7 protein-coding genes and 1 tRNA gene are annotated in these 19,673 nt (G+C 66.5%); 4 read left to right on the top strand and 4 right to left on the bottom strand.

Annotated features, from left to right (window positions below; all coding sequences use genetic code 11):
* From WBP07_RS17085 to WBP07_RS17070, 4 genes are all read left to right on the top strand, one after another.
* Positions 1–1,164 carry a sulfotransferase family protein gene (locus tag WBP07_RS17085; RefSeq protein WP_395392818.1) on the top strand — a complete coding sequence of 388 codons (1,164 nt, stop codon included), beginning with the start codon at positions 1–3 and terminating at the stop codon, positions 1,162–1,164.
* Complete coding sequence (locus WBP07_RS17080) at positions 1,164–1,973, top strand: sugar phosphate isomerase/epimerase family protein (RefSeq protein ID WP_395392816.1); 810 nt, start codon at positions 1,164–1,166, stop codon at positions 1,971–1,973. The genes WBP07_RS17085 and WBP07_RS17080 overlap by 1 nt, the downstream gene beginning before the upstream one ends.
* Before the next feature lie 4 nt (positions 1,974–1,977).
* The gene (locus WBP07_RS17075; RefSeq protein ID WP_395392815.1) at positions 1,978–3,213 is read left to right on the top strand and encodes a DUF1214 domain-containing protein; all 1,236 of its coding nucleotides are present in this window, start codon (positions 1,978–1,980) and stop codon (positions 3,211–3,213) included.
* A gap of 118 nt (positions 3,214–3,331) precedes the next feature.
* Positions 3,332–3,407, top strand: a tRNA-Thr gene (locus tag WBP07_RS17070).
* Between the two features lie 136 nt (positions 3,408–3,543).
* On the opposite strand, the gene WBP07_RS17065 is transcribed toward WBP07_RS17070, so the two are convergent.
* The 4 genes from WBP07_RS17065 to WBP07_RS17050 form a co-directional block, all read right to left on the bottom strand.
* A complete protein-coding gene (locus tag WBP07_RS17065; RefSeq protein WP_395392813.1) occupies positions 3,544–4,743 on the bottom strand; it encodes an HlyD family type I secretion periplasmic adaptor subunit in 1,200 nt (399 codons plus the stop codon).
* Positions 4,740–6,911, bottom strand: coding sequence for a type I secretion system permease/ATPase (locus tag WBP07_RS17060; protein WP_395392811.1), 2,172 nt, complete (start codon positions 6,909–6,911; stop codon positions 4,740–4,742). The genes WBP07_RS17065 and WBP07_RS17060 overlap by 4 nt, the downstream gene beginning before the upstream one ends.
* Entirely contained in the window at positions 6,904–8,340 is a 1,437-nt protein-coding gene (locus WBP07_RS17055; protein WP_395392809.1) for a TolC family protein, read from the bottom strand. The genes WBP07_RS17060 and WBP07_RS17055 overlap by 8 nt, the downstream gene beginning before the upstream one ends.
* Before the next feature lie 71 nt (positions 8,341–8,411).
* A complete protein-coding gene (locus WBP07_RS17050) occupies positions 8,412–19,085 on the bottom strand; it encodes an Ig-like domain-containing protein (RefSeq protein WP_395392807.1) in 10,674 nt (3,557 codons plus the stop codon).
* Positions 19,086–19,673: the final 588 nt, after the last annotated feature.

Raw genomic sequence — 19,673 nt, 5'->3', positions numbered from 1 at the left:
ATGGCCGATCTGAACGCGCAGCAATTGCTGCGGGAAGCGCGGCAACGCACCGGCCTGTCCGACTGGGCAGATGAAGGCTTTCCCGAACGCTTCGCCCTCGCCGTGGACCACATCAACGGCATCGCCATGGATGCGGCAGGGCGCGCCGCAGCAGCGGAGAACGTGCTCTGGCTGCTGACAGACCGCCTGCGCTTCTTTGAGGACCGCAAGCGCTTCCCTCTGGCGGAGGAAGTGATCGACCGCCCCATGTTCGTCAGCGGCGAACCCCGCTCCGGCACGACCTTGATGCACGCTCTGCTAGCGGTCGATCCCGGCGCGCAGGCGCTGCGGTTCTGGGAGGTCATGCACCCCTCGCCTCCGCCGGGCACGATCGAGGGCACGGATACCCGCATCCCGCAGGCCGATGCCGAATGGCGCGAGATCAACGCCAAGATGCCGCGCTGGCTGCACTGCCACCCCTACAACGACATGCTGGGCAACGGCCTGCCGGAGGACGAGCGCACCTGGGCCTTCGACTTCCGGGTGATGACGCCCACCGCATGGTGGCGCGTGCCGATGCAGAACCTCTCCTTCGGCCTGCCCACCGATCCGCCCGCGCAATACCGCATCCACAAGGCCATGCTGCAGGCGCTGCAATACCGGCGCCCGCCGCGCCACTGGGTGCTGAAGGGCTTCCATACCACGCGGCTGGACGCCTTCTTCGACACCTACCCCGATGCTTCCCTCGTCTGGCTGCACCGCGACCCGGTGATGGTCGCCGCCAGTTCGACGATGATGATGGCGGACATCATGGATGGGATCGTCGGCAAGATCGATCTGGTGAAGGAAGCCCGCGCCCATCTGGAGCGCGTGCGCTGGTCGATCGGAAATACGATGGCCCATCCGCTGGCGAACGATCCGCGCATCCACCATGTGCGCTATCGCGATTTCGTGGCCGATCCGATCGGGACCATCCGCGACTACTACGCCTTCGCCGGCCGCCCCTTCACGCCCGAAGCGGAAGATGCGATGCGGCGCTACCTTGCCGAGAACAAGGGCGATCGCCACGGCAAGTTCCACTACTCGACGCAAGTGCTGGTCGATGCCGGCTACGACATCGACGCATTGAACGCAGAGTTCGCCCCCTTCCGCGCCCGTTTTGGCGTAGAGATCGAGCAGCGCTGATGCACCCCCGCGTCAGCCTGCATCAGGTGGCGATGGTGGACCGGGAGACCGGCCCCTTCCTCCAGTTTTGCTGCGAGATCGGGGTGCAGCATGCCACGCTCGTTTCGCCGCGACTGTTACAGGCAAGCGAGCTTCGTGCTGCGCGCGAAGCGGTGCAGCATGGCACGATCCAAATCGGCTGCATCAACCACCCCTTCGCGCTCCAGCCCGACCTAGAACGCCACACCGAACGCGCTGCCAATGGGCTGATGCAAGTGATCGACATGGCCGCCGAACTCGGGGCGCCGTCGATCTACCTCATCACCGGCGGACGCGGCGCGCTGCTTTGGGAACAGGCGGCCGAGCGCTTCGCGGACCTGCTCGCCCCCTGTCGCGAACACGCTGCGCGGCAAGGGGTCGCGCTACTGGTCGAGAACGCCTCACCGCTGACAGTGGACATCCACATCGCCCACACCCTGCCCGATGCCCTGCGCCTCGCGCGGCTCGCCGAGATAGGCCTCTGCGTCGACCTCCATGCCTGCTGGTTCGAGGCGGACTTGCGTGAGAAGCTGGCCGAAGCCTTGCCGCTCACCGGCCTCGTGCAAGTCAGCGACCATGTCCCCGGCGATCGCACCACGCCCTGCCGCGCCGTGCCCGGAGACGGCGCGGTGCCGCTGGAAGCGATCCTGCGCGACGTGCTGGACCTTGGCTATACCGGCCTGTTCGACCTCGAACTGCTCGGTCCGCGTATCGAGGCGGAAGGCCCCGCCAAAGCCTGTACCCGCGCGGCACACACCCTTTCCAACCTCCTCACCCAGCTGGGAGCCTGACACGATGGCCTATGGCGACGGAACAGACGACGCAGCCCTCAAGACCGCATGGGACACCTTCTGCGAACAGCTGAAGCACGCGGGCATGTCTGCCTTCAAGGACGCCAACCCGGCAAACCCGCTCCAGCGCGCCGATGCCTTCCGATTCCTTACCCAAAACCTCGGCCAAGCCTTCGACCTCGCTCTGGAAACGCACGATCCGGCCTTCCCGCAGATCCACTGGTTCACCACACCGACGATGAAACTGGGCGGCGACCTGGCCGACTTCACTTATCGTCAGGCATGGATCTCCGGCGATCACGTCTACCGCCTCAGCGGCCGGCGCGGCACCGCCCGTTGGCTCAACGTCACGGTGCAAGGCGCCCGCCCGGACAAGATCCCCGGCACCGACTGGCCCAGCCTGCACGAACCCTTCGGCGACATTCCCGAGGCGAACCTGTTCGGCCACCAGATCGAAACCGACGCCGATGGCCGCTTCGAAGTAATCATCGGCGGCCAGCCGCAGGAGAAGAACTGGCTTCCCACCACGCCCGGCTCGCGCAAACTGTTCATCCGCGAAGCCTTCGACGCCTTTGGCGAGACGCCCACGACGCTCACCATAGAGCGGATCGGCATGGCCGCCCCGCGCCCCCTGCCCTCGCCCACACAGATGGTGGAAGCAATGGATTGGGCAGGCCAGTTCGTCACCGGCCTGATGCGCGACTGGCCCGAACATGCCTGGCTCACCTCGCGCGGGGTCTGCGATCCGGCCAGCCTCAACACGTTCCCCGCAGACAAGGCCGCCAACGACGCCAGCGACGCCAAGCGCGGACGCATGGCCGCGCACATGGTCTGGCACCTCGAACCCGAAGAGGCGCTGATCGTCGAGATGGACTTTCACGAAGGCTTCTGGCTGTTCGGCATGGGCGGCGCGCTGATGGGATCGATGGACTTCCTCCACCGCCCCGTCAGCCACACCCCTGCGCGCACGAAAGTGGACGAAGACGGCGTGGTCCGCCTGATTCTCGCGCATCGGGACCCAGGGCTCCACAACTGGCTGGACACGCAGGGCTTTTCGGACGGAAACCTCACCTACCGCAACCTGATGAGCCAGCAACCGGCGACATTCCGCACGCATCTGGTGAAAGCGGCGGACTTGGCCGACCACCTGCCGAAATCCACCGCAAAGGCCGATCCCGACGCCCGCGCGGCCATGCTGCGGGAGCGATATCGCGCCATCAAACTACGCTACGGCCTGTGACCGGAAAGAAATCCGAAAAAGTTCATCGCCTGTGGTTGCAAAGCCCCTTGCGCGATCCTGCGGCGCTCGGTAAAGGCGCCCCCTGCCCATGGCCGGCTTGCCGGTTCACATCAGGCATGCCGCTTTAGCTCAGTTGGTAGAGCACATCATTCGTAATGATGGGGTCACGTGTTCGAGTCACGTAAGCGGCACCACTTTCCAATACGATCAGACGCTCAAACCGCCGTCTAGAGCAGTTTGTAATCCGATTGCATCGGATCAACTGCTCTAAGTTTTTGGCTTGCCGCGTTTTCCGAGTCATCAGGTGATTCCACCTGATTAGAAAACGCTCTAGCGCTCGCGCATGGCTTCGCGGGCTTTGTTGATCGGCTTCATCAGGTATTCCAGCACGGTCTTGCGGCCGGTGCGAACTTCCACCGTGGCCACCATGCCCGGCATGATCGCGTGGCTGCGGCCGTCGCGCGTGGTCAGGCTGGACTTCGCGGTGCGCACGTAGACGCGGTAGTAGACCTGATCGCGATGTACTTCGTCCTGCAGCGTGTCCGGCGAGATGCGATCCACCGTGCCTTCCAGCGTTCCGTAGATGGAGGGATCGTAGGCGGTGATCTTTACCGTCGCGGTCTGGCCGGGGCGGATGAAGGCGATATCCCGCGGGGACATGCGTGCTTCTATCAGCAGCTGTTTTTCCAGCGGCACGATCTCCATCAGCGTGCCGCCGGGCTGGACGACGCCGCCGATCGTGGTGATCTCCAGATTCTTGACGATGCCGCGCACAGGGGAGGTGAGCGTCGTGCGGTCCAACTGGTCGCGCCGGCCGCCGATCACCTGCACCACCTGATCCAGTTCGGCGCGGGTCTTCGCATAGTCCGCGCTGGCGTCGATCACGAACTGGTTGCGCAGTGAATCCAGTTTGGCCTGAATCTCGTTTTCCTGCCGGCGAAGCTGGATGATCTCCACCTGATTGGCCGCCCCCAGTTCGACCAATGGCGCAGTCATCGCCAGTTGCCGGCGGGTGAGCGCCAGTGACTGGCTGAGGCTGGCCGTCGCCACTTCCAGATTGCGCCGGCGGGAGTGCATCAGTTCCATTTCGCGCCCGACAAGGCCGGGCACTTCCTTCACGTCCGGCGGGAACTGCGGTTGGCCGCCGCTGATTTCAGCCTCCAACCGGGCCGAGGCGGCTTCCAGCGAGCGGGCCTTGGCCTCCGCTTCGCCCAGCATCGAGCTGAAGCGGGCGCGGTCCAGTCGGGCCAGCTTCTCACCGGGGCGGACGATATCGCCTTCGTGGACGTAGATGCCGTCGACGATGCCGCCTTCCAGGCTCTGGATCGTTTGCGATCGCGATGGCGGCGTCACTTTGCCGGGGCCCGTCGCCACCTCGTCCAGCACGCCGAAATAGGCCCAGACGAAGAAGGCCAGCACCCCGGTCGAAAGGATCGGGATGATGCGCAAGCGTTCGAGCGCGTGCAGCCACCGGCTCTCGCCCTCGCTGCCGGGTGCATCGAACGCATCGCTGGCGGTAAGGCTGGTCATGCCCGCTTCTCCTGTCCCGCCCCTGCACCTGCACCTGCACCAGCTCGGCCAGCCCCGGCGAGCACCGGCAAGACTGCGCTTTTCGGCCCGTCCAGCGTCACCCGGCCGTTGTCCATCAGCACCACCCGGTCCACCAGATCGAGCAGGCCGGGGCGATTGGTGGTGACGATCAAGGTGCGGCCACGCAGCCATTGGCCAAGGTTGGTGACGAGGCTGCGTTCGCTGATCTCGTCCAATGCGGCCGAAGGCTCATCCAGCAGCAGGATATTGCTCTTGCGCAGCAGCACACGGGTCAGCAGCAGGGTCTGGCGTTGACCACCGGAAAGCCCCACGCCGCCTTCCTGCAACAGCAGGTCCAGACCCTGCGGCTGGTTCTGGACGAGGCCGATGCCACCAGTGACGGCGAGCGTCCGCAGGATTTCCTCGTCACTGACGCCCGGGGATCCGACCACGAGGTTTTCGCGGATCGTGCCGAGGAAAAGCTGGGCATTCTGGCCCAGATAGGCGGTATCCCGGCGAACGTCCGCCGGACTGATCAGGGGCAGGCCGGTGCCGTCCAGCAGCGCCTCTCCCGCAGTCGGCAGGGCCAGTCCCGCCAGCAGGCGTAGCAGGGTGGACTTGCCAGCGCCGATCCGGCCCAGCAGCGCAACCCGCTCCCCGGCGGCGATCGACAGGTGCTCGATCTTCAGCGCGACCGGGGCTTCGGGATCGTAGGCGTAAGTCACATCGCGCAGCTCGTAATGGCCGCGCAGCGACGGACGGCGCAGCAGCCCGCGTTCGGGATCGTGGTCGACCGGCTTGGTGAACAGCTCCTCCAGCCCGGCCAGCGCGATCTTGGCGTTCTGCCAGCGGGTGAAGATCTGGCCGAAGGGAACGAACAGCACCAGCGCGCGGCTGGTCAGGATCGAACAGGCGATCAGTGCGCCCATCGTCATTTCGCCATCCATCACGCGGAACGATCCGGCGACGATCACCACCGTGTAGGCCAGCTGTTGCAGCGTCTGCGTCCAGTTCACGAACAGCGCGGCCAGAAAGCGTTGCTCGGCACCGATGCGGGTGCCGGTAAGCGTCAGCCTTTCCCACATGGACTGGAAGCGCGCCTCCGCCTGCGCAGCCTTGATCTCATCTATCCGTTCGATCGATTCGACCAGGATGGCGTTGCGCAGCGCCGCATCGCGCATGCCTTCGGTGGCCAGACGCGAGAGCGGCCGTTGAAGCAGAAGGCCGGGGATCACGATCAGCAGCGCCGCCCCCACCAGCACGAGGGTCAATTGCCCCGCCAGCAGCGAAAACAGCACGAGGAACATGGCGATGAACGGCAGGTCGATCAGCGCCGAAACCGTGGTGGAGGTGAGCATCTCCCGCAATTGCTCGATATCGCGGAGCTGCGCGATCAGCGCTCCGGTGGAGCGGGGCCGGGCATCGTTACGCAAGTCCAGCGCACGGGCGAACACGCGGGAGGAGATCGCCAGATCGGCGCGGCGTCCGATCCGGTCCACCAGTTGCACGCGCGCGCTGCGCAGCAGAAGCTCCAGCACCAGCGCCATCGCCGTGCCCAGCGCCAGGACCCAAAGCGTGGGGATGGACTGCGCCGGTATCACCCGATCCCACACCTGCATCGCGAAAAGCGACGTGGCGAAGGTCAGCAGGTTGCCGGTGAAGGAAGCCAGCGCCACTTCGCCATAGCCGCGCCGATCGCCGGTGATGATGTCGCGCAGCCATGTCTTTGCAGGCTTGCGCAGGAATTCGTCCAGCCGGGCATCGCCCGATCGGGTGGAGAGCGGCTCCACGAAGCCGACGCGGCCGGTCACTTGCGCACGCAGGGTTTCCAGCGGTAGTTCCACCGGCGCATTGCCACCGGCGCCCGGCAGCGTGGCCTGCACATGATCGGCATGGCGGGCATGGACGATGGCGGCGCCGTTGTCGTTCAACTCGAAGATCGCGGGCAGCAGCATCGCCGGCACTTCGTCTATGCCGGTCTGCAAAATCTCGAAATGGAGGCCGGACAGGCGCGCGGCATGGGCCAATGTAGCCTCGCTGCCCTGCCCGTCGCTCCAGTAAAGGCGGCTGACCAGTTCCGGTTCGCCCACCGGCACCCCTTTCAGCCGCCCCAGCGCCGCGATGGCGGCGATCCAGGACTTGTTCGCGATCGCGGGGCCATCAGCCATTCGGGTTTTCTTCCTCGCTGAGATGGGCTGGCAGGCCGAGTGACGGCCGCAGGTTGCCGCACAGGTTCTCGAACCGGACGCGGGCTTCCATGATGTCATGCTCCGCCACGATGCGGGCGCTCGCGGCGCGGTAGATTTCCAGCTGGGTGTTGAGCAGTTCGGTCAGGGTGCGCTTGCCCAGCTTGTATTCCTCCAGGAATATCCGACTGGCCGTCTCCGCCTGCTCCTCCTGAAGCGCATAGGCGGAGATCCGGGCATTGCCTGCGCGGATCTCCTGCTGGGCGGAGAGCGCGCGGCCGCGCGCCTCTATCACCGTGCTGTCGTGCGCCGCCTCTGCCGCGCGGCGATCTTCCTCCGCCGCTTCGACCAGATAGTGGTCGCTGCGGCGATAGAGGTTCCCGGAAACGGTCATCAGCGCGGTCACCGAATTGTCGCGCGTGTTGTAGGTATAGTTGTTGCGCGTGTAGCCCAGCTGCAGGCCCAGCCGAGGATAGCGCTCCGCCTTGGTTTCCCCGATCTTGGCGGAGGCGGCATCGGCGGCTTCCTTGGCGGCGGCGACCGTGGGCAGCTTGTCGTAGTCCGGCTCCTGATCGGCGGGTTCGAACCGCGAGATCAATGCGGAGGCATCGGCCAGTTGCTGCGGCATCCCGCCGATCAGGTTGGCCAAAGCCGCGCGCGCCATGGCCGCCGAAGTCTGCGCCTGGATCGAATCGCCGCGCGCGCTTTCCACCCGCACATCCGCCAGCATCAGGTCCGACTTGTCCGAAATCCCGGCGTGGACGCGCATGCCGATCAGTTCGCGAAGGTGGGCCAGATCGCCGAGCTGTGTTTCCGCCGCCTGCGCCAATGCCTCGAACCGGCGCACTTCCAGAAAGGCCATCGCGCTCTGTTCGGCCAGCTGGTCGGCCGCGGCCTCCCGCTCATACCAGCGCTGGTTCGTGGTGGAACGCGCCGCGCCGATCTGGCCCTTCGAACGGCCGAAATCCCAGACCTGCTGCTCAAGATAGACCGTAGGCCCGGCCATGTTCTCGTTCAGGCCGGAACTGTTGGAGCCGGACAGCATGTGCGGCCCAAGATTCGCCTGATAGGCCACTTGCGGCGTCCAAACCGATCGCGCCGCGCCCAGATCGGCGCGCCCGCGTGCAAGGGCGGCGTTGGCCCGCGCAATGTCCGGATGCCGTGCCAGCGTCAGCGCGACCGCCGTTGCCATGTCCAGCTGCCGTGGCACGTCGCCGGACAGGTCGCCGGATGCCTCGCCAAGTGGCGCATCAGTTACCTGGCCGGATTCCGGCACAGGCATCCGGCCTTCCATCGCATTCGGTGCCGTGACCGGGGGCAGTTCGCCTTTTTCGGCCCCCGCCTGCCCCGCCACGATAGCCAACCCCATAAAAGCACCCGTCATGACAATCGTGCGGAACGTCAGCGTCATGCACCCTCTTCATTTGCGACCCGTATCTTCAGGCTTCGTCTTCGACAGTGCGACCCGTCGGGGCTCATCGGTCAAACGACCACCATCACCGCATGCTCGACGTAGATGTCCGTCGAACCGAGCGTGAAGTGGTTGTAGGCTTCTCCGTTGATCTGGGTCTGACCAGTCAGCACCGCGCCGGTCATCGTCACCGAATCGTTGCCGTCGCCCAGGATCGTCAGCGTATGGTTGCTGTCCGTGGCGCGCAGCACGCCGGCTTCCGTGAGGGTGATCTGGCGGCCGGCATCGCCGGTGCCGAGGTCGATCCGCTCGATATTATGAATGTTGGTCACCGTGTTCAGGTTCAGCACGGGGCCGGTGCCGCTGGCGATCACCAGCGTATCGGTGCCTGCACCGCCATCGATCGAGGTGTCGTTGGCGTCATAGATCAGCGTATCGTCGCCGTTGCCGCCGTTCAGGATATCCGCGCCGGCGCCGCCGCGCAGCAGGTCGTTGCCATCGCCGCCGTTCAGCGTGTCGTTCCCGGCATAACCATAGAGCCGGTCGTTCCCCGCCGTGCCGGTCAGGATATTGCCACTGGCATCGCCTTCGAAGATGTTCGACGGCACGCCGGAATTGAGCAGGCTGAGATCGAGCAGCGATCCCACCGCAGAGGTCGACGTGAGGTTCCCCGTGTCGGTCGCGGTGATCGACGTGGCATTGAGCACGTTCAGCGCCAGCAAGGTCAGGTCCTGCTGGAAATGGACGGTGGCCAGCAGCTCGTTCGCGGCAAGGTTGTCGATCGCACCGCCACCGATCGCGGTGATCGTCAGCGTGGAGCTGGGCGCGATAATGCCAAGGATACCGGAATTGTTGCTGATCTGGATCTGCAGGCCCAGCTCCGCCGCCAGCGCCGCCGAAGCCGTGAGCGTATAGGCGCCCAGGTTCACCGACAGCAGCGGCGCGTATTTGACCTGCACGCTCTTGAGGTTGTTGTTGACGTCCATCGCCGTCAGCGATTGCGAGCTGAGGTCCAGCAGACCCAGCGCCTCCACGCCGATCAGCCCCAGCAGCGCCGTGCCGCTGGCCTGGACGATAGGCGCCTGCTGGGTGACGGCGGCAATGGTGAACGTCTGCGACGTGCCGTTGCCCAGATTACCGGCCGCATCGATGATGCGCGCGGCGACCGTATGCGCTCCGACCGAGAGCGTGCCCGGCCCGTAGAACCAGCTGGTGCCCGCCGATGTGGCGTTGACCCACGTGCCGCCGTCGATCTGTACCTGCACTTGCTCGCCGGTGCCCAGCGCCGTGCTCAGCGTGCCGCTGATCGTCGGGCTGTTGTCCTGCGTGATCCAGTCGCCCACCGTGCCCGTGTCGACGAACAGCGTGGTGACGGCGATCGTCGCGGTTGGCGGCACGCGGTCCAGCGTCATCGCATAGGCATTGGACGCCGCGCTGGCATTGCCGGCCGTATCCACTGCCACAGCCGTGAAGCTGTGCGCCCCGTCGACCAGCAGGGTGGTGGGCGTGAAGGTCCATGCTCCGGAACCGTTCGACGTGGTAGTGCCCAGCGCCGTGGCACCATCGTAGATCACGATCGTCGTATTGGCGACGGCGGTACCGGTCAGCGTGGGCGAGGCATCGTTGCTGGTGCCGCCGCTGGCGATCAGACCCAGGTTCGGCGCGACATCGTCCGTAATGCTGGAAATGGCCGGTGCGGCGGGCGCCGTCGTGTCCACCGTGATCGTGAACGCGGTGGAGGCCGGGCCCTGGTTGCCGGCGGCATCCGTGGCCCTTGCCGTCAGCGCGTACGTGCCTTCGGTGAGCGGCGTGCTGGGGCTGAAGCTCCAGTTGCCGCTCTGGTCGGCCAAGGCGGTGCCGATCGAGTTTCCATTGGCATAGACGGTCACGGTCGCGCCGATCTCCGCCGTGCCCTGCAACAGCGGGACGGTGTCGTTGGTGACGCCGCCAGTGGCCACGGGGCCCTGCACGCTGCCCACATCGTCGGTAACGCTGACGATGGCAGGCGCAAGCGGCGCGGTGGTATCCACGCGCACCACGAAGGGAGAGGATGCGGCGCCCTGGTTGCCCACCGCGTCGGTCGCCCGCACGGTCAGGCTGTGGTCCCCGGTTCCGAGGGCAGCCGAGGGTGTGAAGGTCCAGGCCCCCAAGGCGCTTGCCGTGGTCGTGCCGATCAGCGCGCCGTTGTCATAGACCGAGATCGTGGCATTGGCCTCCGCCGTGCCGGCCAGCGTGGGCTGGGTATCGTCGGTCACGGCGCCGTTGGTCAGCAGGCCAAGTTTCGTGCCCACATCGTCGGTCACCGTGGCGATGAGCGGCGCGGCCGGCGCCGCGGTATCGACCGTGATGACGTAGGACGCCGAAGTGGCCCCGACATTGCCCGCCGCATCGCGGGCGATCGCGGTCAAGGCATGCGACCCATCCGAAAGCTGGCTGAGCGGCGTGAACGTCCACGCGCCCACCCCGTTGGCGGCGGCCGTGCCGATCAAGGCACCATTGTCGTAGATATAGACGGTCGAACCAGCCTCCGCCGTGCCTGCCAGCAGCGGCGTGGCATCGTCCGTACGGCCGCCGCTGGCCACCAGACCCAACGTGACGCCTACGTCATCGGTGGCCGAAACGATGATCGGCGCGGCCGGTGTGGCGGTGTCCACGGTCAGGTTGAAGGCGCCGGTCGCCAAGCTCTGGTTGCCGGCAACGTCGCTGGCGATCACGGTCAACGCATGCGCGCCGGTGGCGAGGCCGGAGGACGGCGTGAAGGTCCACGCGCCCGCCAGGCTGGCCGTGGTCGTGCCCAGCAACGTGCCGCCGTCATAGATCGAGATGATCGCGCCCGCGTCGGCGGTTCCGGCCAGCGTCGGGCGGGCGTCGTCGGTCACCGCGCCACTGGCCAGCGTGCCGACGATGGTGCCGATATCGTCGGTAACCGAAAGCAGCACGGGAGTCGCCGGCGCGCTGATATCGATCGTCAGGCCGAAGCCGGCCGAAGCCAGGCTGGCATTGCCCGCCGCATCCGAAGCGACGGCCGTGAAAGTATGCAAGCCGGCGCCAAGCGCAGCAGGCGTAAAGGTCCACACCCCGGCGCCGTCCGATGTGGTCGTGCCCAGCAAGGCAGCGCCCTCAAAGATCGAGATGGTGACATTGGCCGCCGCCGTGCCGGTAAGCGTCGGCGTGGTATCGTCGGTCACGCCGCCCGCGATGAGGGGCAACTGGATCGACCCCACATTGTCCGTCGCGCCGGTGATCGCGGGCACCGCCGGTGCGGTGATATCGACCGTGACCAGATAGGGCGCCGAAGTCAGGCTGACATTGCCCAGCGTGTCTGTGGCCGTGATCGTGAAGCTATGGCTGCCCTCGATCAGCGGCGTTACCGGGGTGAAGCTCCAGGCCCCTGAGCCATCGGCAGTGACGCTGCCCAGCAGCACGCCCCCGTCATAGACGGCAACGGTGGCCCCTGCCTCGGTCGTTCCCGAAAGCGTGGGGGTGGTATCGTCGGTGGAATCGCCGCTGGCGACCGTGACCTGGATCGTCCCGACATTGTCGGCCACGCCGGCAATCGATGGAGTGGCCGGGCCATGCCGATCGATCGTGGTGGTGCTGGAAAGCGAATGATTCCCCGCCGCATCGACCGCGGAAACCGATACCACCGCACCGTCGCTGAGCGGCAAGACTGGCGTATAGGACCAGTTGCCCGATGCGTCCGCCGTCAACGTGACGTCGGTGGTGCCGTTGTTGTCCAGATCCAGCAGGACGGAGGCGCCGGCTTCCGCCGTGCCGGTCAACGCCGATCCATTGCTGGCATTGATCACTGGCGGGGGCGGCGCGACCGTATCGACGGTGAAGGTCACCGGCGCGCTGTTCAGGCTGGTCAGCCCTCCGCTGGATGCCGTTGCCGTGATGCTGTGCGGACCGTTGCCCAGACCGACCGAGATACTCCAGTTGCCGCTGGCGTCCGCCGCGGTGGTCGTCAGAGGGGTCACACCGTCGTAGATCGTGATCGTCGTGAAGGGATCGGCCGTACCGCTGAGCAGCGGCGTATCGTCGTCGGTGATGCCGCCGCTGGCGATCGATCCCATGGTCGTGCCGACATCGTCCGAAATCGTCGGCACGCTTGGGACGGCCGGCGGCGTGGTGTTGACGCCGGTATCGACGATCACCGTCGCCAAACCGCCCACGTTGCCGGCCGCGTCCACGGCATAGGCCCTGACCGTCGTGCCATTGGCCAGCGGGGAACCGAGCGTGACGCTCCATTTCCCGAAACTGTCGACCGTGGCGCTCGTATCGGGCGTAAGGTCTCCGTTGATGTCCAGCTGGATCGTGGTGCCGGCTTCTCCGGTGCCGGAAATTGTGGTGCCGTCGGTCGGGTTCAAGCCGGGCAAACCGGGCAGGTCCGTGTCGACGGTGATGGTATATCCGGCAGAGGGCAGGCTGACGTTGCCGGCGGTATCGGTTGCCGTGACAGTGAATGTGTAGGTATGCGTGCCGCTGGCCAACGGCGGGGTGAACGACCAAACACCGCTGCCATCTGCTACCGTGGTCAACGGATAAGCGACGCCATCGATATAGAGCGTGACGGTGGATCCCACTTCCGCCGTGCCGGAGATCGTCGGCCCCGTATCGTTGGTGGAACCGCCGCTCGGCACATTGCCCACTTGCGGGGCAACCACGTCGGCAACGCCGGTGATGGCCGGCATTCCGGGCGCAGCCGTATCCACCGTGAAGTTGAACGCGCCCGAGGCAATGCCGGTATTGCCGGCCTGATCGGTTGCCGTCAGCGTGATGGAATGCGGGCCTGTTCCCAGCGGATTGGAAGGCGTGAACGTCCAGCCCCCAAGGCTGTCCGCCACCGTCGTCCCGATGGAGACGCCGTTATCCAGCACGGTGACGGTGGCGAATGCTTCCGTCGTACCTGAGAGCACCGGCAGAGTGTCGTCGGTAAACCCGTTGGTGGGGATCTGCCCAAGGATGGCCCCTTGATCGTCGATCGTCGACACCAGTACCGGCGCGATGGGCGCGGATGTATCGATCGTTACACTGGCAGCGTTGGAGGCGTTGCCCGCCGCATCGATCGCGGTGACCGAAACCACGGTCCCACCGCCCGGATTGCCGACGAAGTTATAGGTCCAGACGCCGGAAGCATCGGCCTGCACCTGACCGTCGACCGAGCCGTTGTTGCCGATATCGATCGCGATCGTCGCATTGGCTTCCGCCGTGCCCGTCAGCGTAATGCCGTTGGAGGCCTGAACCAGTGGCGCCGTGGGGGCGGCATTGTCGATCGTGAAAGTATAGGGCGAAGACAGCGTGCTGACATTGCCGGCGGCATTGGTCGCGCTGACGGTGATGCTGTGCGCGCCCCCGCCCAGCGTCGGCGTATAGTTCCACGCACCGCTGCCATCGGCCGCAACGGTGTTCAGCAGCACACCGTTGTCGAAAATCGATACCTGCACATTGGCCTGCGCAGTGCCGGCCAGCGCCGGCGTCGTATCGTTGGTCAGTCCGCCATTGGGAACGTTGCCCGTTATCAGCGGCGCATTGTCCGTGACGGTGCCGATCTGCGGCGTCGTCACCGCGCTGGTATCCAGCGAGATCGCATAACCCGCCGACGTCGCGCCCGAATTGCCCGCGCCATTGGTGGCGATTGCCGTGAAGACGTGTGACGTACCGGTCAGCGGAGTGGTGGGAGTCAGGCTCCACGCCCCGCTGCCATCGGCCGTGGTCGTGCCGATCAGAGTGCCGTTATCGTAGACCGAGACTTGCGCATTGGCCTGCGCGGTGCCGCCGATCGCCGGCTGTGCATCGTCGGTGGTGGTGCCGGCGGCCACATTGCCCTGGCGCGTGCCCACATCGTCGGTGACCGTCGTGATGCTCGGCGCGCCGGGCGTGCCGACATCGACGGTGATGTTGAAGGCGGCCGACGCCGGGCCAAGGTTGCCGCTGGGATCGGTGGCCGTAGCCGTGATGGCATGCGCGCCCGGCGTGAGCGGGACGGTTACCGATATGCTCCAGACGCCGCTGCCGTTGGCAACGGCCTGCCCGATCAGGCTGCCGTTGTCATAGACCAGAACCGTGGATCCCGGCTCCGCCGCGCCAGAGATCACCGGCTGGGTGTCATCGGTCGTCCCGCCATTGGCCACCTGGCCGACGACCACGCCGACATCGTCCACCACGCCGGAAATCGACGGCGCCCCCGGTGGAGTCCGGTCGATGGTCAGGCGAGCGGCGGCGGACGTATTGCCCGCTTCGTCGCGCGCGGCCACCATGACCGTATCGCCATTGGGAAGCGTGCCTGCGGGCGTATAAGTCCACTGGCCCGCCCCATTCGCCACGGTGGTGGCGTCCTGCGTCCCATCACCGTCGAGATCGAGCAGGATCGTGGCGTTCGCTTCGGCCGTGCCGGTCAGGATCGTCCCGTTGCTGGGATCGATCGTCGGCGTTGGCGGAGGCGCAATGTCGATGTTCAGCGTGAATGCGGCCGACGCAACGCTGGTATTGCCGGCGGCATCGGTGGCTGTCGCCGTGAAAGTGTGCGGACCCGAAGACAGCGCGGTAGTGGGGGTGAAATTCCAGATGCCGCCGATGCCTGCTACTGCAGTGCCTATCGCGGTTCCATTGTTGAGGATCGTCACGGTCGCCCCGGCGGCGGCCGTTCCGGACAGGGCCGGCAGGATGTCGTCCGTCACCGCGCCGCTGGCCAGCGGCCCGGTGATGCTGCCCGCATCGTCCGCGGCGCCGGTGATCGCGGGCGCGGCAGGGGCAGTGGTATCGACGACGATCACGAAGTCGGCCGAAGCGAGACTGTCCGTGCCGGCGGCATTGGTGGTCACCGCCGTGAACGTGTAGGATGCGTCGGCCAGCGGCGTAGTGGGCGTATAGCTCCAGTGGCCCAGTGCATCGGCGGTCACCGTGCCGACTTCCACGCCGTTCCTCAGCACCGTCACTTCGGCATTGGCCAAGGCAGTGCCGGTGAGCGTGGGCTGGGTATCGTCGGTGGACCCGCCATTGGCGATCGACCCACGAACAGCACCCACATCGTCCGTCGCGCCGCCGATCGATGGCGCTGCCGGGATGCCGGTGTCGACGGTGATCGTCCAACCGGTGGAATCGGCGCTGACGTTGCCTGCGGCATCGGTCGCGGTCGCCACGAAATTGTGGCTACCCGGCGCAAGGACGGATGCAGTCGGGAAAGTCCAGGTGCCGGTGCCATCGGCTGAAGTGGTCCCCAGCAGCGCCCCATTGTCATAGATGGTGACGACCGCGTTGGCTTCTGCGGTGCCGGACAGCACGGGCAGGGCATCGTCGGTAACACCGCCCTGCGCCACCGGCCCCTGCACCGCGCCCGCATCGTCGGCGATGGTGACGATGGCCGGTGCCAGCGGCGGCTGGACATCCAGAGTGAGCGTGAAGGAAGAAGACGTAAGGCTGACATTGCCTGCCGCATCGATCGAAACGGCCGTAAAGGCGTGGCTACCCGTTCCCAGCGCTGCCGGTGTGAACGTCCAGACCCCGCCCGCGTCCGCCACGGTCGAGCCGATCAGCGTGCCGTTGTCATAGATCCTGATGGTGGAACTGCCCTCGGCGATGCCGGTCAGCAACGGTTGCCCGTCATCCGTGGTTGCGCCGCTGAAGATGGTCCCCTGGGAGGCACCGACATCGTCCTGCGCGAACACGATCGCCGGTGTGAACGGCGCCACGCCGTCGACGACGACGGTTGCCGGCGACGAGGTATTGCCCGCCGCATCGCTGGCCGTCGCGATAACTACGCTACCATTGGCAAGCGGCGTGGCCGGCGTATAGCTCCAGACGCCCGATGCATTCGCCTGGACTTGCGCATCGACCGAACCGTTGCCGTCCAGGTCGAGATTGACGATCGCGCCCGCCTCCGCCGTGCCCGCGACCACCGTGCCGTTGGAAGGCGCGAGCACGGGCGCGGCCGGGATCAAGGTATCCACCGTCACGGCAAAGGCGGCCGAAGGCAGGCTTTCGTTGCCCTGCGCGTCGGTCGTCGTCGCTGACAGGCTGTGCGGGCCTTCGGTCAGGGTCAGCGCGAAGCTCCAGTTGCCGGAGCCATCGGCGGTCGTCGTCCCCAACAGCGCGCTACCGTCGTAGACGGAGACCAGCACCCCTGCCTCGGCCGTGCCGTGAAGCACCGGTGCGGTATCGTCGGTCGCCGCGCCAGCGGTCAGCGGCCCCTGTATGGCGCCGACATCGTCCTGCAGGAAGAGAACGTCCGGAACCGGCGGGGGCGTGCTGTCGATCGTGCCGTCCACCGCCACGGTCGCCGGCGCGGAGACATTCCCGGCCGCGTCGGTGGCGGTCACGCTGATCTCCGTGCCGTTCGCCAGCGCGGGAGAGAAGGTCATGCTCCAACGCCCATCGGCGTTTGCGGTCGTCACCGCGCCATGGATGCCGCCATCGCCGCCGGCATTGACGGTAACGATGGCTCCCGCCTCGGCAATCCCGGACAGGGTCGTGCCGTCGGAAGGATACAGCGTGGGCGCGGGGGGCGCGGTCAGGTCGATGGTGACGGCATAGCCGGCAGTCGGACCGCGCGTGATGCCGCCATCCACGGTCGAAGTCGCGGAAAAGCTGTGCGCGCCTTCGCCCAGCGCCGGCGCATGGAACGTCCACGCGCCCGAGCCGTCGGCGGTTACCGTCCCCAGCAGCACGCCATTGTCGTAGATTCGGACCGTCGCTGCGCCTTCGGCCGTGCCGGTGATCGTGGGCGTCGCGTCATTGCTGATGCCGCCGCTGGGAATCGTGCCCGTCCCGCCCGCCACATCGTCGACGACCGCCGTAATGGCTGGCCCCGCGATCAAGCCGGTATCGACGACCACACTCGTCCCCAGGGACGTATTGCCCGCGCCATCGGTGGCATGGATGGTGATCGTCGTCCCATCCGGGATCGGCGCGGAAGGCACATAAGCCCAGTTGCCGTTATCACCCGCCCGAACCGTTCCGTCGACCGTGCCGTCGCCGTTGATGTCGATCGTGACAGTCGCGCCGGGTTCGGCCGTGCCGGTCAGGCCCAGCCCCGCCGTGGGAGCCACTGCGGGCGCATCGGGCGGCGTGGTGTCCACGGTGAAGCTAAGCGGAGCCGATGCGGCGCTGGTATTGCCGCTGCCGTCCGTCGCCGTGAAAGTCAGCGCGTGGCTGCCCTGGCCCAGCGGACTGGTGGGGGTGAAGCTCCAGTTGCCGCTGCCGTCCACCGTGGCGCTGCCGATCGGCTGGCCATTGTCGTAGACGGTGATGGTAGAGCCCGGCTCCGCGCCGGCGCCGTCGATCCGGGGCGTGGTATCGTCCGTGGTCGCGCCGTTTGCCAGGTTGCCCTGCACGGGGCCGACATCGTCGTGCACCGTTCCGGGCACCGGAACCGGCGGCGGCGTCGAATCCACGCCGACATCGACCGTCACCGTGCCGTCCGGCGACACGTTGCCCGCGGCATCGACCGCGACGGCGTGCACAGGCGTGCCATCGGCCAGCGGCGGATCGAACGTCACGGTCCAGGCGCCGCCAGCATCGGCCACGACCGTCACGTCGGCGGTACCGTCGCCATTCGTGTCGATCTCTATTGTCGCGCCGGGCTCCGCCGTGCCCGACAGCGTGGTCCCGTCCGATGGGTTCAGCACCGGCGCCGCCGGTGCCGCCGTGTCGACGGTAACCGCGTAGGGCGCGGAAGCGGCGCTGGCATTGCCCAGCGCATCGGTGGACGTGACCGTGAAGCTGTGCGTGCCGTCAGCCAGCGCGGTGCCGGGCGTGAAGCTCCAGCTGCCGTTGCTGCCCGCCACCACCGTGCCGATAAGCGTGCCGCCGTCGAAAATCGAAACGGTCGCGCCGGCTTCCGTCGTCCCGCTCAAGGTCGGCCGATTGTCGTCGGTCGCGCCGCCACTGGCTACGGTCCCCTGCACCGCGCCCACATCGTCGGTAATCGTGATCGCGGGAACGGCGGGTGGGGCGCGATCGATCGTGATCGTGGTGGGATTGCTGACGTTCCCGGCCGCGTCGACCGCCGTGACGCGCACCGTGGTGCCGTCCGTCAGCGGCGTGCCGGGGGTGTATGTCCATTTGCCATCGGTGCCGGCGGTAACCGTGGCGTCGACCGTGCCGTCGCCATTGACGTCCACCCGCACGCTGGAGCCGGGTTCGGCCGTGCCGTGCAGGGTGCCGCCGTTGCTGGGATCGACCACCGGCGCGGCTGGCGGCGTGGTATCGGGCGGTGTCGTCGGCCCTCCGCCGTTGCCGCCACCGCTGCTTCCCCCGTGCCCGCCGCCGCTGGCGGCCAATCCGATGCCGCCGGCCAGACCGGCCACGCCAAGGCCGATCAGCGCGGGGCTGATGCCGCCGCCAGCCGCCGCCGCGCTTGTGGCAGCAGCCGTTCCGGCCGCCGTGGCGTCCAGCGGGGTGAGGCTGTAGTTCAGTGCCTCGCTCGTCGCGTCGGTGGGGGTGAAGCAGGCCGCCTCGCCCAGATGCGCCACCCATTGCCCGGCACTGGTGGGATCGGCAAACGTGAGTTGGCCGATATCCTCTGGTGGGCAGGAGAAATAGCCGCCCAGCCGGATGCTCGACCCGTCATCGAAGGCGATAAGCAAGTCGTCCCCCTCGCGAACCATCGACACTACCGACTTGGGAGACGCAAAGACCTTTATGGACGATCCCGGCTGGACCGGCAGGTCTGTCCTGCCCCCGTGTGCGACGGCGGTATTGACCGCCTTGGTGGCACGGTTGGTAACGTCGACGCGGGTATCCATCGCATGATCTCCCACAGAATTGCCATCGCCTGGCAGGTCGTCATGGGCTTCCGCTGGGGGGAAGTCGGCTCATCGAACACGGGAAATTGAAAGGCACGGATTGAACGGCCCGCCCTCCGCCAGCGGATCGCGGGGCAAAGACATCGGATGCAACAACAAGTAACCCGGCGCACAGGTGGCGCCCGAAAGATCGGCAGGGTGACCGCCATTTGACGCCCCAGCCCGTCGATCGCGACGGGTTGCCCATCGGGGCATGCCGGTTCAGTTCTCCCTCAAGGGGCAATTAGCGTTATTATTCGAAGAGATAGATCGACCGCTTGGAGACGAACAGCGCTATCGTCTCCGCTTTGAACGTAAGCAAAAGGTTCCCGGATTTTGTGCAAGACGGCAAATTTCTTGTCGAAAAGCTTGCCAATCCGGCGGCTTGCTTTGGGGGATACTCAAAAATCGGCGGCCGGGATGCCGTCGCCGCGGCTATGCATTTTCACAAACTGTGCCAAGTAGAAACATCCGATCTGAACCGAACTCTCGGCAGGCCGTTTCCACCCTTTCGCATCGTGCGTACAACAGTAGACACAAGGACTTGGG

It is taken from the genome of Novosphingobium oxfordense, from assembly GCF_044029435.1.
Lineage (GTDB): Bacteria > Pseudomonadota > Alphaproteobacteria > Sphingomonadales > Sphingomonadaceae > Novosphingobium.
This window is presented reverse-complemented; position numbering and strand designations above follow the sequence as displayed.